Origin of the sequence: Fusobacterium sp. IOR10, assembly GCF_010367435.1 — a bacterium.
GTDB lineage: Bacteria > Fusobacteriota > Fusobacteriia > Fusobacteriales > Fusobacteriaceae > Fusobacterium_B.
In genome coordinates, this window is the sequence record NZ_WJWY01000014.1 from 1 (window position 1) to 14,334 (window position 14,334).

The window sequence follows — 14,334 nt, forward strand, 5'->3', positions numbered from 1 at the left end:
AATAATGATTGGCAAGAATAGCTATGAGGGTACACCTAGTAACATACCGAACCTAGAAGTTAAGCTCATAAACGCTGAAAGTACTTGGGGGGCAGCCCTCTGGGAGGATAAGTACTTGCCAATCTTTAATAATATAATGCTTCTTTAGCTCAGTTGGTAGAGCGCACGACTGTTAATCGTGTTGTCGTTGGTTCAAGTCCAACAAGAAGCGCCATATGAATTTAAAGCAATCAAAAGGTTGCTTTTTTTAATTACAAAAAGATACATAAAAAAAAGCTTGACAGATATAGAAATAAGAGGTATAATCTTTTAGTCTTAATTAAACTAGAATCATTAAAAGCTCTATTACCATACAATAAAGTATGGGAGGATTAAAAAATATCCGGTAAGTAAATGGAGGTGTATAAGTTGAGAGTAAATATTCAATTAGAATGTACAGAATGTAAAAGAAGAAATTACAGTACTTCAAAAAACAAAAAGAATACTACAGAAAGATTAGAATTAAATAAGTATTGTAAATGGTGTAACAAAGAAACATTACATAAAGAAACTAAGAAGTAAGATTTAGAAAAAGTTAATAGTTATCAACATGCAGGTCAATGGCTCAATTGGTAGAGCATCGGTCTCCAAAACCGAGGGTTGTGGGTTCGAGTCCCTCTTGACCTGCCATTTTTATTAAATTAAAAAGGTGGGAAAACTATGAAATTGTTAAAAGATGTAGAGATGGAATACTCAAAAGTAGAATGGCCGAAAAAAAAGGCAATAAAACACGCAACTGTGTGGGTTTTAGCTATGAGTGTTTTATTGAGCATATATTTGGGAGTTTTTGATATGGTTGCTTTAAGACTTTTAAAGATACTTGTATCTCTATTCGGAGGACAATAAAATGAAGACAGTTGTAGAAAAAAAGTGGTTTATGATACACACTTATTCAGGATATGAAAAAAAAGTAAAAACTGATTTAGAACAAAAAATAGAAGCGTTATCAATGAATGAAATTGTTACTGATATTTTAGTTCCAGAAGAACAATCAGTTGAACTTAGAAGAGGAAAAAAGAAAGTTATTAGTAGAAAATTATTTCCAGGATACGTGATGTTAAATATGTTTACTACTAGAGAAGAAAGTGAAGAAGGAATTAATTATAAAGTTGATTCAGACGCTTGGTATATAATTAGAAATACTAACGGTGTCACTGGATTTGTAGGTGTTGGTTCAGATCCTATACCTATGGAAGATTATGAAGTAGAAAATATATTTAGAGTTATTGGATATAGTTTGGAAAATAGTGAAAATGAAGATTCAGAATTAGTTGCTGTGGACTTTGGAATAGGAGATTATGTAACTCTTCTAGATGGAGGATTTGCAAATCAAAAAGGAAAAGTAGCAGAAATTAATCTAGAAAATAAAAAAGTTAAAGTAATGGTTGAGATGTTCGGAAGAATGACTCCAGTTGAAGTAAACATTACTGATGTAGAAAAAGAAGATTAGATTTGGTCTAGTCTAGTGGGAGAAAAATCATTAGTACCACAACATTTTGGAGGTGTAATAAAAAAATGGCAAAAGAAATCATTCAAATAATAAAGTTACAATTACCTGCAGGGAAAGCTAATCCTGCACCACCAGTTGGTCCAGCTTTAGGACAACACGGTGTAAATATAATGGAATTTTGTAAAGCATTTAATGCAAAAACTCAAGATAAATCTGGTTGGATAATTCCAGTAGAAATATCAGTTTATAATGATAGATCATTTACATTTATCATGAAAACTCCTCCTGCATCTGATTTATTGAAAAAAGCAGCAGGAATATCTAAAGCTGCTGGAAATTCATTAACAGAAACAGCAGGAACAATAACTAAAGAAAAATTAAAAGAAGTAGCAGAAACTAAAATGCCTGACTTAAACGCTGGGTCAATAGAAGCTGCAATGAAGATAATAGCAGGATCAGCAAGATCTATGGGAATAAAAATAGAAGATTAGTCTTAATCTTTTGAGATATTAAGTGGTAGGATAAAATCCATTGACCACAGAAGGAGGAAAATTAAAAGATGGCAAAACATAGAGGAAAAAAATATATAGAAGCTGCGAAACTAGTAGATAGTACAAAATTATATGATGTAAAAGAAGCATTAGAAACTGTAGTAAAAACAAAAACAGCAAACTTTTTAGAAACTGTAGAAGTTGCATTAAGATTAGGGGTAGATCCTAGACATGCAAATCAACAAATAAGAGGAACTGTTGTTTTACCTCATGGAACTGGTAAAGATGTTAAAATACTAGCAATTACTCAAGGGGAAAATATTGAAAAAGCACTAAACGCTGGTGCAAATTATGCAGGAGCTGAAGAATATATAGAAAAAATCCAACAAGGTTGGTTAGATTTTGATATAGTAATAGCAACTCCAGACATGATGCCTAAATTAGGAAGATTAGGAAGAATTCTAGGAACTAAAGGATTAATGCCTAACCCTAAATCAGGAACAGTAACTCCTAATATAGAAGGAGCAGTTTCAGAATTTAAAAAAGGTAAATTAGCTTTCAGAGTAGATAAATTAGGATCTATTCATGTTCCTATTGGAAAAGTAAACTTTGAAGATGAAAAAATATATGAAAATTTTAAAACTTTCATGGCTGAAATAATCAGATTAAAACCTTCAGATGCTAAAGGTCAATATTTAAAAACAGTAGCAATTTCATTAACTATGGGACCTGGTCTTAAATTAGATCCAGCTTTAGTAGTAAAAGAAATAGGATAAAATCAAAAAACTCTTGAAAAAAAATCTTTGATAGAGTATAATGTTTTGTTGGATAAAAATTTAATATAAATCCAAACTAAAGACAGTGGGTGAAAAGATAGTAAATCCCACCGAGGTTGGAATCAGGTATTCATAGACCTCATTGCAAGATTACAACCTTCGTTCCACTTTAAAATGGCACGAAGGTATTTTTTTTAAAAAAAGAGGAGGTGAAATGAAGTGGCAAATCAAGCAAAAAAAGAAGCAGTAGCATTACTTGTTGAAAAAATAAAAAGAGCACAATCTATAGTTCTTGTTGACTATGAGGGAATAAAAGTTAAAGAAGAAACTCAACTTAGAAAATCTTTAAGAGAATCAGGTGGAGAATATTTAGTAGCTAAAAATAGATTATTTAAAATAGCTCTTAAAGAAGCAGGAGTTGAAGATTCTTTTGATGATGTTTTAGAAGGAACTACTTCATTTGCATTTGGATATGATGACGTTGTAGCTCCGGCTAAAGTTATGCATGAAGTATCTAAAGCAAATGTAAAATCAAAAATATTTAACATCAAAGGTGGATATTTAACTGGGAAAAGAGTTTCTGTAGAAGAAGTTTTGGAACTAGCAACTTTACCATCAAGAGATCAATTATTATCTATGATATTAAATGGAATGTTAGGACCAGTAAGAAAACTTGCTTATGGTGTAGTAGCAATTGCAGATAAAAAAGAAGAATCTGCAGAATAAAAATTAAAATTAATAAAAAATTAGGAGGAAAAATAAAATGGCATTCAATAAAGAACAATTTATAGCTGACTTAGAAGCTATGTCAGTACTAGAATTAAGAGAATTAGTAACTACTCTAGAAGAACACTTTGGAGTAACAGCAGCGGCTCCAGTAGCAGTAGCAGCAGTAGGTGGAGCAGCAGCAGCAGAAGAAAAAACTGAATTTAACGTAGAGTTAGTTTCAGCAGGAGCTAAAAAAATAGCAGTTATCAAAGAAGTTAGAGCAATAACTGGTTTAGGTTTAAAAGATGCAAAAGCATTAGCAGATAACGGTGGAATGATTAAAGAAGCTGTGTCTAAAGAAGAAGCAGAAGAATTAAAAACAAAATTAGAAGCTGCTGGAGCAACAGTAGAAGTTAAATAGTTTAATTTAATACATAAATTTTGTATAAAAAAAAAGAAATAGGCACTCAGAAAGAGTGCCTATTTTAATCATCTTTACAATAAAGTTGTGTTTAATTTTTTAGTAGTTGATACTTAATCCTTTAAAATTAATAATTATTTATTAATTTCAAAAGGTTAGGTATTGACATTAAAAGTTGAAGGAGTGTGAGTAAATGGGGAAACTCGTTGAAAGATTTAATTATGGAAAAATACAAGAAAGAGGTGTGATGCCTCACTTCCTTGAATTCCAATTGAATTCTTATGAAGATTTTATTCAATCAAAAAACAATCCATTATCAAGAGAAGATAAGGGTTTAGAGTCTGCTTTTAGAGAGGTGTTTCCAATAGAGTCTTCTAATGGAGATATTCAATTAGATTATATCTCATATGAATTACATGATGCTGAGCCGCCTTTAAATAATGAATTAGAATGTAAAAAAAGAGGTAAAACATATTCAGCTTCATTAAAAGTAAGATTAAGATTAACAAATAAAAAAAGTGGAAATGAGATACAAGAAAGTTTGGTCTATTTCGGAGAAGTTCCTTTAATGACAAAAAGAGGAACATTTATAATAAACGGAGCTGAAAGAGTAGTTGTATCACAGTTACATAGATCTCCAGGAGTTTCATTTGATAAGGATACAAACTTACAAATAGGAAAAGATTTATTTGTAGGGAAAATTATACCTTATAAAGGAACTTGGTTAGAATTTGAAACTGATAAAAATGATTTTTTAAATGTTAAGATTGATAGAAAGAAAAAAGTATTAGCTACAGTGTTTTTAAAAGCTATTGATTTCTTTAATACAAACGAAGAAATTATGGAAAAGTTTTTAGAAACTAAAGAATTAGATTTAACAACTTATTATGAAGAATATAAAGATAAACAAGAATTAGTAGATGCTTTAAAATTAGAAATTGAAGGAAGTTTCTTAAAAGAAGATATTTTAAATGAAGAAGATGGAGAATTCATTGGAGAAGCTCAATCTATTGTAGATGAAGAACTTATAATGAATTTAATAGAAAACAAAGTTTTAAGTATTACAATCTATAAAGTAACTCCAAGAGAAAAAGTTTTAGCAAATAGTTTATTAAATGATGCTACAACATCTAAAGAAGAAGCAGTAACAGAAGTGTTTAAGAAATTAAGACCAGGTGATTTAGTAACTGTAGATTCTGCTAAATCATTAATAAGACAAATGTTCTTCAATCCACAAAGATATGACTTAGAACCTGTTGGAAGATATAAATTAAACAAGAGATTAGGTTTAAAAGTAGATGAAGAAGAAGTATTGTTAACAAAAGAAGATATTACTAGAACTGTTGAAATTATAATGGACTTATTCAATGGAGAAGGGCATACAGATGATATTGATAATTTATGTAATAGAAGAATAAGAGGTGTTGGAGAACTTCTATTAATGCAAATTAGAACAGGATTAACAAAAATGTCTAAAATGGTTAAAGAAAAAATGACAATACAAGACGCTGAGACTTTATCATCTCAATCTTTATTGAATACAAGACCTTTAAATGCATTAATTTTAGACTTCTTTGGATCAGGTCAACTATCTCAATTTATGGATCAGTCTAATCCATTGGCAGAATTAACTCACAAAAGAAGAATATCAGCATTGGGACCTGGAGGTCTTTCGAGAGAAAGAGCAGGGTTTGAAGTAAGAGACGTACATGATTCACATTATGGTAGAGTTTGTCCAATAGAAACTCCAGAAGGACCAAACATTGGATTAATCGGTTCTCTTGCTATATATGCAAAAGTAAATAGTTACGGATTTATAGAAACTCCATTTGTAAAAATAGAAAATGGTGTTGCTCAATTTGATAAAGTAGTTTATTTAGCAGCAGATGAAGAAGATGGTCTATTTATTGCACAAGCAGATACAAAAATATCTGAAGATGGTGTTTTAGAAGGAGAAGTTACTTGTAGATTTGGACATGAAATAGTTCAAGTTCCAGGTCAAAAAGCAGATTACTTGGATGTTTCTCCTAAACAAGTTGTATCAGTTTCAGCAGGATTAATACCTTTCTTAGAACATGATGATGCCAATCGTGCGTTAATGGGATCAAACATGCAAAGACAAGCAGTTCCATTACTTAGAACAGAAGCTCCATATGTAGGAACAGGGTTGGAAAGAAAAGTAGCAGTGGATTCAGGAGCAGTAGTAACAAGTGATGTTGAAGGAACTGTTTCTTATGTAGATGCAAACTTAATAAAGATCATGTCAGTAGATGGCATAGAATATTCATATAAATTATTAAACCATGAAAGATCAAACCAAGCAATGTGTTTACATCAAAAACCTATTGTTGATTTAGGTGAAAAAGTGGTAACTGGAACAGTAATTGCTGATGGACCAGCAACTAAAGGCGGAGATTTAGCGTTAGGTAGAAATATTCTAATGGCATTTATGCCTTGGGAAGGTTATAACTACGAAGATGCGATTTTAATTTCAGAAAGATTAAGAAAAGATGATGTGTTTACATCAATCCATATAGAAGAATATGAAATAGAAGCAAGAAATACAAAATTAGGTGACGAAGAAATAACAAGAGAAATTCCAAATGTTTCAGAAGAAGCTTTAAGAAACTTAGATGCAAATGGAGTAATTGTTGTTGGAGCGGAAGTTAAAGCTGGGGATATATTAGTTGGAAAAACAGCTCCTAAGGGAGAAACTGAACCACCAGCAGAAGAAAAGTTATTAAGAGCTATTTTTGGAGAAAAAGCTAGAGATGTTAGAGATACTTCTCTAAAAATGCCACATGGATCAAAAGGAACAGTTGTTGAAGTTTTAGAATTATCTAGAGCAAATGGAGATGATTTAAAAGCTGGTGTAAATAAAGTTATAAGAGTTTTTGTAGCTGAAAAAAGAAAAATAACTGTTGGAGATAAAATGTCTGGTCGTCATGGGAATAAAGGGGTTGTATCTAGAGTTTTACCAGCAGAAGATATGCCATTTTTAGCAGACGGTACTCATTTAGATGTAGTGTTAAATCCATTAGGGGTTCCATCTCGTATGAATATTGGACAAGTACTAGAAGTACATTTGGGACTAGCATTACAAAAAATTCCAGAAAAAGATAAAAGATATGTAGCGACACCAGTTTTTGATGGTGCTACAGAAATGGAAATAAAAGATCGTTTAGAAAGTTCAGGATATTCTAGAAGTGGTAAAGTAACACTTTATGATGGAAGGAATGGAGAAGCATTTGACAACAAAGTAACAGTTGGAATAATGTATATGTTAAAATTGCATCATTTAGTAGAAGATAAAATGCATGCAAGAGCAATAGGACCATACTCTTTAGTTACTCAACAACCACTTGGAGGAAAAGCTCAATTTGGTGGTCAAAGACTAGGAGAAATGGAAGTATGGGCTTTAGAAGCCTATGGAGCTTCTAATATATTACAAGAAATGCTTACAGTTAAATCAGACGATATTAATGGAAGAACAAAAACTTATGAAGCTATAGTAAAAGGTGAAGATATGCCTGAGGCAGGTTTACCAGAATCATTTAAAGTTTTGTTAAAAGAATTTAGAGCTATAGCACTTGATATAGAGTTATTTGATAAAGAAGGAAATATTATAAATGTTGACGAAGATCATAATAAAGAAGAAACAATAACAGAGTTTTCTTTAGGTTCTATGGAAGAAAAAGAACAGTCGTCAGAAAAATAAGATAATTTATCAATTATAATTTAGATAATAATATAAAGTGTAAGAACTTTATCTCGATTAAGGAGGCATTATATTTAATATGGGAATAAAAAGTTTTGAAAAAATAAGAATAAAACTTGCTTCGCCTGAAAAGATTTATGAATGGTCTCATGGGGAAATAATGAAACCAGAGACAATAAATTATAGAACACTGAATCCAGAGATGGATGGTTTATTTTGTGAGAGAATATTTGGACCAAGTAAAGATTGGGAATGTGCTTGCGGAAAATATAAAAGAATGAGATATAAAGGTCTTGTTTGTGAAAAGTGTGGTGTAGAAGTAACTAAATCAAAAGTTAGAAGAGAAAGAATGGGGCATATAGCATTAGCTGCCCCAGTATCTCATATTTGGTATTCAAAAGGAACTCCTAATAAAATGGCATTAGTATTGGGAATTTCACCTAAAGAATTGGAATCAGTTCTTTATTTTGCTAGATATGTTGTTATAAAAAGTTCTGAAGAATCTTTACCTGTAGGGAAGATTTTAAATGAAAAAGAATACAAATTATTTAAACAAATGTACAAAAATGCCTTTGAAGCTAAAATGGGTGCAGAAGCTATTTTAAGATTACTAGAGGACTTAGACTTAGTTGCTATTAAAGAAAGTTTAGAAAAAGATTTAGACGAAGTAACTTCTAGTCAAAAAAGAAAAAAAGTAGCAAAGAGATTAAAAATTGTTAGAGATTTTTTAGAATCAGGGAATCAACCTGCTTGGATGATATTAAAAAATGTACCAGTTATACCTGCTGACTTAAGACCTATGGTTCAGTTAGATGGTGGAAGATTTGCAACTTCAGATCTTAATGATTTATATAGAAGAGTTATAAATAGAAATAATAGACTTAAAAAATTATTAGAAATTAAAGCTCCAGAGATAGTTGTAAAAAATGAAAAAAGAATGCTTCAAGAAGCAGTGGATGCTCTAATTGATAATGGTAGAAGAGGAAAACCTGTTGTTGCTCAAAATAACAGAGAATTAAAATCATTGTCAGATATGCTTAAAGGGAAACAAGGAAGATTTAGACAAAATTTACTAGGGAAAAGGGTTGATTATTCTGCAAGATCAGTAATCGTTGTAGGACCATCTTTAAAAATGGATCAATGTGGAATTCCTAAAAAAATGGCGTTAGAATTATATAAGCCTTTTATTATGAGAGAGTTAGTTAAAAGAGAACTAGCGACTAACATAAAAACAGCTAAGAAATTAGTTGAAGAAGCAGATGATAAAGTTTGGGACGTTATTGAAGATGTAATAAAAGGACATCCAGTTTTATTAAATAGAGCCCCAACTTTACATAGATTATCAATTCAAGCTTTCGAACCAGTGTTAATAGAAGGAAAAGCTATAAGATTACATCCATTAGTATGTTCAGCCTTTAATGCAGATTTCGATGGAGACCAAATGGCAGTACATTTAGTGCTATCTCCAGAAGCTATAATGGAAGCTAAACTATTAATGTTAGCTCCAAATAATATAATTGCTCCTTCAAATGGTCAACCAATAGCAGTTCCAGGTCAAGATATGGTTATGGGATGTTATTACATGACTAAAGATAGACCAGGATGTAAAGGGGAAGGAAAACAATTTTCAAATAAAGCTCAAGTATTGACAGCTTATGAAAATGGTGTAATAGAAACACATTCAATTATAAAAGTTAGAATAAATGGAGAGTTAGTAACAACAACTCCAGGAAGAGTTCTGTTTGGAGAAATATTACCAGAAGAAATAAGAGATTATACTTTAACTTATGGAAAAGGACCTTTAAAAAAATTAATTGCAGACTTATATGATGGATTTGGATTTACAGTAACAGCTGAAATAATAAATAAAGTTAAAAACTTTGGATATCATTATTCTACATTTGCTGGTGTTTCTGTAGGAATAGAAGATTTAGAAATTCCTGAATCAAAAAAAGCAATTTTAGAAGAAGCAGATAAAGAAGTTACAAGTATAGAAGAAGAATACAAAGCTGGAAAAATCATAAACGAAGAAAGATATAGAAAAACAATATCTGTATGGGCAAAAGCTACTCAAGATGTTACAGATGCAATGATGAATGGTCTAGATGAATTCAACCCAGTTTATATGATGGCAACTTCAGGAGCCAGAGGATCTGTTCAACAAATGAGACAACTAGCAGCAATGAGAGGAAACATGGCCGATACAAGAGGAAGAATAATAGAAGTACCTATTAAAGCTAACTTCCGTGAAGGGTTAACTGTATTAGAATTTTTCATGTCATCTCATGGAGCTAGAAAAGGATTAGCTGATACAGCTTTAAGAACAGCCGATTCAGGATACTTAACAAGAAGATTAGTTGATATTTCTCATGAAGTAATAGTAAACGCAGAAGATTGTGGAACTCATGAAGGAATTGAAGTTTCAGACTTGATTTCTGAAGGAAAAGTTATAGAAACATTAGCAGAAAGAATAAATGGAAGAGTTTTAGCAGAAGATTTAATTGTTGATAAAGAAGTAATAGCCACAAGAAACACTTTAATAAATAAAGAATTAATTGCTAAGATTCAAGAGTTAGAAATAAAAAAAATAAAAATAAGATCACCACTAACTTGCTCATTGGAAAAGGGTGTTTGTAAAAAATGTTATGGTATGGATTTATCAAATCATCAAGAGGTCCTAGAAGGGGAAGCAGTTGGAGTTATTGCTGCTCAGTCAATAGGAGAACCTGGAACACAACTTACAATGAGAACTTTCCATACAGGTGGGGTAGCTATGGCAACTGCTTCAGCAACAACTAAAAGAGCTGATAACAGTGGTATTGCTAAATTCAAAGATATGAAGGTATTGATTAATGAAACTGGAGAAGAAATTGTTGTAAGTCAATCAGCAAAAGTTTCTATAGAAAATAATGATCATGAAATTCCTTCTGGTTCTGTATTGAAAGTAAAAGATGGAAGCAAAATAAATAAGGGAGATGTATTGGCAAACGTCAATCCATATCATATTCCTATTATTTGTGACCAAGATGGTGTAGTTGCTTTTAAAGAGATTACTATAAAAGAAAACTATGATGAAAAATATGGAGTTACAGAATACTTAGCAGTAAAACCTGTAGAGTCAGGAGATAGTAACCCAAGATTAGTAATATTAGATGAAAACAAAGAAGTAAAAGCAAGTTGTCCAATTCCATTTGGGGCTTATATGATGGTTCACGAAGGGGAAAAAGTAACAACAGGACAAGTTATTGCTAAGCTTATAAAAGAAGGGGAAGGAACTAAAGATATCACTGGTGGTCTTCCAAGAGTACAAGAATTATTTGAAGCAAGAAATCCTAAGGGAAAAGCACTGTTAACAGAAATAGATGGTAAAGTAGAAATAACTAATAAAAAGAAAAAAGGAATGAGAATTTTAATAGTTAGAGATGTTAATGATGTAGAAACATTTAAAGAATACTTAGTTTCTGTAGGGGATCACTTAGTTGTAACAGATGGTATGCTAGTAAAATCTGGAGATAAAATAACAGATGGTGCTATTTCTCCTTATGATGTATTGAACATAAAGGGTCTTGTAGCAGCAGAACAATTTATACTAGAATCAGTTCAACAAGTATATAGAGATCAAGGTGTTACAGTAAATGATAAACATATAGAAATTATAGTAAAACAAATGTTTAAAAAAGTAAAAATTATTAATTCTGGATCTTCATTATTATTAGAAGATGAAGTAGTTGAAAAGAGAATAGTAGACTTAGAAAATGAAGAATTAAAAGCAAAAAATAAAAAATTAATTCAGTATGAACCAGTTATACAAGGTATAACTAAAGCTGCAGTTAATACAGAAAGTTTCATTTCAGCAGCATCATTCCAAGAGACAACGAAAGTTCTTTCTAATGCCGCTATAGAAGGAAAAGAAGATTATCTTGAAGGATTAAAAGAAAATGTAATTATTGGGAAAAAGATTCCAGCAGGAACTGGTTATATAAAATATAAACATATAATCCCAAAAGAAGTTAAAGAAGAACAATAAAAAAATAGGCGACTCTTGTCGCCTATTTTGATATAATCTTAAAAATAAAGAGGTTACTATATGAGAAGTATGACAGGTTATTCTAAAATTTCATATCAAAATTATAACTTTAATATTGGTATGGAAATAAAAAGTGTTAATAACAAAAATTTGAATTTGAAAATTAAAATTCCAAATACTTTAAATTTTTTAGAAAATAAAATAAGAGCAACAGTAGCTTCAAGAATATCAAGAGGAAGCGTAGATTTAAGAATAACTTTTGAGGATAGAAGAGATTTTGAAAACTTGTATGAATATGATCAGAAAATGTGTGAAGCATATTTAAATATTTTAAATAAAATGGAACAAGATTTGAATGAAAAATTTTCTAACAAAATAGACTATTTAGTTAATAACTTTAATGTTATTAAAAAGAAAGAACAAAACTCAAATGATTATGAAGAAATAATCGAAACTCAGCTGCAAAATCTTTTGAATTCTTTTATTTCATTTAAAGAGGATGAAGGAAATAGATTAAGAGAATATTTTAAAGAAAGAATTATTTTTATTGAAAAAAGACTAGAAAAAATAAAATTACATAAAGAAGAGATTGTTGAGATATATAAAGAGAAACTTTTAAAAAGACTAGATAGAATAAAGGGAGAAATTGAATTTTCAGAGGAAGACATATTAAAAGAAATTTTATTGTTTACAGACAAAAGTGATATCTCAGAAGAGGTTTCTAGATTAGACAGTCATTTGAAACAACTTCATATTGAACTTGATTCTGACAGTGAAGTAATTGGGAAAAAAATCGATTTTATACTTCAGGAAATGTTTAGAGAACTTAATACAACAGGAGTGAAGTCAAACTCATACGAAATATCAAAGCTTGTGGTAGAATGCAAATCAGAAATAGAAAAAATAAGAGAACAAGCTATGAATATAGAGTAATTAAATTATTAAGGAGACATTAAAATGAAAAAGGGAAATTTGTTTATAGTTTCTGGGCCGAGTGGTGCTGGGAAATCTACAATATGTAGACTCGTTAGAAAAATGTTAAATATAAATTTAGCAACATCAGCAACAACAAGAAAGCCAAGAAAAGGTGAGATTAACGGGGCTGATTATTACTTTTTATCAGTAAAAGAATTTGAAGAGAAATTAAAAAATGGAGATTTTTTAGAATATGCAAAAGTTCATGAAAATTATTATGGAACTTTAAAATCTGAAGTAGAAAATAGATTGTTAAATGGAGAAAATGTTATACTAGAAATAGATGTACAAGGTGGTTTACAAGTTAAAGAAGTTTACAAAGATTCAAATATGATATTCTTTAAAACACCGACTTTAGAAGATTTAGAAAAAAGATTAAGGGGTAGAAAAACAGATGATGAGGAAACTATCCAATTGAGATTGAAAAATTCTTTAAAGGAATTAGAATTTGAAAGCAAATATGATATTTCTATAGTGAATTATACAGTTGAAAAATCTTGTGAAGAATTGATTAATATAATAAAGAGTAAAAATTAGGAGGAAAAATGAAAACAGAAGTAGTTTATGATCAACTTTTAAACAAAATTGAAAACAAGTATGTTTTAACAATAGTTGCAGGAAAAAGAATGAGAGATTTAAATAAGGGAAATCCAGCATTAGTAAAAACTAGTAAAAAAGCTAATTTAATGACAAAAGTATTTAAAGAAATTTTAGAAGATAGAATAACTTTTGGTTATGAAGAAAATCCAACAGAAGATTAGAAAAGGAATAGTTTTTTTATTACTAGTAATTTTATCTGGATGTGGAAATTCAGTAAAAAAAATAAGTGAAGAAAAGTTTTTATTTGGAACATATATTAACATTATAATCTATTCTAATAATGAAACTAAAGCTAAGAAATCAATAGAATTAGCCTTTGAAAAAATAAAAGAAATAGATGAAAAATATAATAGTAAAAATAGTAAGTCAGTAATATATAAAATAAATAATGAAAAAAATAAAGAAATAGAGATAGATTCAGAATTGAAAAATATTTTAAATAGTGTAAGAAAAATTTATGTTGAAAGTGGGAAAAGATATGATATAACAATTTCTCCCCTTCTTGATCTTTGGGGATTTGGAAAAAATCCAAGAGATGAAGTTCCAAAAAAATCAGAGATAAAAGAAGTGTTAAAGCTTATAAATTTTTCAGATGTTGTTGTGGAAAAAAATAATTTAAAATATTTAAACAATGTAAAAAAAATTGATACAGGATCTTTTCTCAAGGGATACGCAATAGAGAAAGCTAAAAATTTATTAGAAAAAAGAGGGGAAGAACATGCATTTATAACCTCTATTTCTAGTATAGCAACAATAGGAAAAAAATTAGAGAATAAGCCATGGAGAGTAGGGATACAAGACCCTTTTAATTCGGAGAAAACCTTAGGTATTATTGAATTATCAGGAAATTCTTTAGGTGTAAGTGGAGATTATCAAACTTATGTTGAAATAAATGGGAAAAAATATCATCACCTTATGGATAAACAAACAGGATATCCAATTGACGACAAAAAATTAGTGGCTGTAATTTCTAAATCAGCTTTTTTAGCAGATATGTATTCAACAGCTTTATTTTCCATGTCTGAACAAGAAATATTTAAATTTGCAGAAAAAAATCAAATAGAAGTTTTAATTGTAAAGAGTAACGGAGAGAAAATAACTACAAAGAATTTTATACTTAAATAATAAA

Annotated in this window: 13 protein-coding genes, 2 tRNA genes, 1 rRNA gene and 1 other annotated feature; all 16 genes read left to right on the top strand. The window is 30.0% G+C overall.

Translation table 11 applies throughout. The annotated features are described in order from the left end of the window. Window positions 1-7 precede the first annotated feature (7 nt). The 16 genes from rrf (at window position 8) to GIL12_RS05435 (ending at window position 14,330) form a co-directional block, all read left to right on the top strand. Window positions 8-124 (top strand): 5S ribosomal RNA (gene rrf, locus GIL12_RS05360). 14 nt (window positions 125-138) lie between these two features. Further along, window positions 139-214 (top strand) — tRNA-Asn (locus GIL12_RS05365). A gap of 179 nt (window positions 215-393) precedes the next feature. Next, on the top strand, window positions 394-561 hold the full coding sequence (rpmG, locus tag GIL12_RS05370) for a 50S ribosomal protein L33 (RefSeq protein WP_203522527.1): 168 nt from the start codon (window positions 394-396) through the stop codon (window positions 559-561). Window positions 562-593: 32 nt separating this feature from the next. Then, window positions 594-669, top strand: a tRNA-Trp gene (locus GIL12_RS05375). Between the two features lie 30 nt (window positions 670-699). Next, a complete protein-coding gene (gene secE, locus GIL12_RS05380) occupies window positions 700-885 on the top strand; it encodes a preprotein translocase subunit SecE (RefSeq protein WP_163469425.1) in 186 nt (61 codons plus the stop codon). Between the two features lies 1 nt (window position 886). Continuing rightward, on the top strand, window positions 887-1,489 hold the full coding sequence (gene nusG, locus GIL12_RS05385) for a transcription termination/antitermination protein NusG (RefSeq protein ID WP_163469427.1): 603 nt from the start codon (window positions 887-889) through the stop codon (window positions 1,487-1,489). 65 nt (window positions 1,490-1,554) lie between these two features. Next, the gene (gene rplK / locus GIL12_RS05390) at window positions 1,555-1,980 is read left to right on the top strand and encodes a 50S ribosomal protein L11 (RefSeq protein WP_163469429.1); all 426 of its coding nucleotides are present in this window, start codon (window positions 1,555-1,557) and stop codon (window positions 1,978-1,980) included. Window positions 1,981-2,048: 68 nt separating this feature from the next. Then, window positions 2,049-2,756 (top strand): 50S ribosomal protein L1, encoded by a 708-nt coding sequence (gene rplA, locus GIL12_RS05395; RefSeq protein WP_163469431.1) that lies wholly within the window; start codon window positions 2,049-2,051, stop codon window positions 2,754-2,756. A 58-nt stretch (window positions 2,757-2,814) separates the two neighbouring features. Continuing rightward, window positions 2,815-2,957: a sequence feature (ribosomal protein L10 leader region), on the top strand. A gap of 18 nt (window positions 2,958-2,975) precedes the next feature. Next, complete coding sequence (gene rplJ / locus GIL12_RS05400; RefSeq protein WP_163469433.1) at window positions 2,976-3,482, top strand: 50S ribosomal protein L10; 507 nt, start codon at window positions 2,976-2,978, stop codon at window positions 3,480-3,482. A gap of 37 nt (window positions 3,483-3,519) precedes the next feature. Continuing rightward, window positions 3,520-3,885 (top strand): 50S ribosomal protein L7/L12, encoded by a 366-nt coding sequence (gene rplL, locus GIL12_RS05405; RefSeq protein ID WP_163469434.1) that lies wholly within the window; start codon window positions 3,520-3,522, stop codon window positions 3,883-3,885. A 193-nt stretch (window positions 3,886-4,078) separates the two neighbouring features. Further along, a complete protein-coding gene (rpoB, locus tag GIL12_RS05410; RefSeq protein ID WP_163469436.1) occupies window positions 4,079-7,603 on the top strand; it encodes a DNA-directed RNA polymerase subunit beta in 3,525 nt (1,174 codons plus the stop codon). Between the two features lie 79 nt (window positions 7,604-7,682). Next, a complete protein-coding gene (gene rpoC / locus GIL12_RS05415) occupies window positions 7,683-11,630 on the top strand; it encodes a DNA-directed RNA polymerase subunit beta' (protein ID WP_163469438.1) in 3,948 nt (1,315 codons plus the stop codon). 60 nt (window positions 11,631-11,690) lie between these two features. Continuing rightward, a complete protein-coding gene (locus tag GIL12_RS05420) occupies window positions 11,691-12,563 on the top strand; it encodes a YicC/YloC family endoribonuclease (RefSeq protein WP_163469440.1) in 873 nt (290 codons plus the stop codon). Window positions 12,564-12,587: 24 nt separating this feature from the next. After that, window positions 12,588-13,142, top strand: a complete 555-nt coding sequence (gene gmk, locus GIL12_RS05425) for a guanylate kinase (RefSeq protein ID WP_163469442.1) — start codon at window positions 12,588-12,590, stop codon at window positions 13,140-13,142. A gap of 8 nt (window positions 13,143-13,150) precedes the next feature. After that, window positions 13,151-13,366 (top strand): DNA-directed RNA polymerase subunit omega, encoded by a 216-nt coding sequence (rpoZ, locus tag GIL12_RS05430; RefSeq protein WP_163469444.1) that lies wholly within the window; start codon window positions 13,151-13,153, stop codon window positions 13,364-13,366. After that, on the top strand, window positions 13,341-14,330 hold the full coding sequence (locus tag GIL12_RS05435; RefSeq protein WP_163469447.1) for an FAD:protein FMN transferase: 990 nt from the start codon (window positions 13,341-13,343) through the stop codon (window positions 14,328-14,330). The genes rpoZ and GIL12_RS05435 overlap by 26 nt, the downstream gene beginning before the upstream one ends. The last annotated feature ends 4 nt before the right edge of the window (window positions 14,331-14,334 follow it).

What these genes read in the sequence shown, in the direction of transcription:
- rplL (WP_163469434.1), top strand. Translation starts at nt 3,520, where the DNA reads ATGGCATTCAATAAAGAACAATTTATAGCTGACTTAGAAGCTATGTCA.
- rpoB (WP_163469436.1), top strand. Translation starts at nt 4,079, where the DNA reads ATGGGGAAACTCGTTGAAAGATTTAATTATGGAAAAATACAAGAAAGA.
- rpmG (WP_203522527.1), top strand. Translation starts at nt 394, where the DNA reads ATGGAGGTGTATAAGTTGAGAGTAAATATTCAATTAGAATGTACAGAA.
- gmk (WP_163469442.1), top strand. Translation starts at nt 12,588, where the DNA reads ATGAAAAAGGGAAATTTGTTTATAGTTTCTGGGCCGAGTGGTGCTGGG.
- rpoC (WP_163469438.1), top strand. Translation starts at nt 7,683, where the DNA reads ATGGGAATAAAAAGTTTTGAAAAAATAAGAATAAAACTTGCTTCGCCT.
- GIL12_RS05435 (WP_163469447.1), top strand. Translation starts at nt 13,341, where the DNA reads ATGAAGAAAATCCAACAGAAGATTAGAAAAGGAATAGTTTTTTTATTA.
- rplK (WP_163469429.1), top strand. Translation starts at nt 1,555, where the DNA reads ATGGCAAAAGAAATCATTCAAATAATAAAGTTACAATTACCTGCAGGG.
- nusG (WP_163469427.1), top strand. Translation starts at nt 887, where the DNA reads ATGAAGACAGTTGTAGAAAAAAAGTGGTTTATGATACACACTTATTCA.
- rplA (WP_163469431.1), top strand. Translation starts at nt 2,049, where the DNA reads ATGGCAAAACATAGAGGAAAAAAATATATAGAAGCTGCGAAACTAGTA.
- GIL12_RS05420 (WP_163469440.1), top strand. Translation starts at nt 11,691, where the DNA reads ATGAGAAGTATGACAGGTTATTCTAAAATTTCATATCAAAATTATAAC.
- secE (WP_163469425.1), top strand. Translation starts at nt 700, where the DNA reads ATGAAATTGTTAAAAGATGTAGAGATGGAATACTCAAAAGTAGAATGG.
- rpoZ (WP_163469444.1), top strand. Translation starts at nt 13,151, where the DNA reads ATGAAAACAGAAGTAGTTTATGATCAACTTTTAAACAAAATTGAAAAC.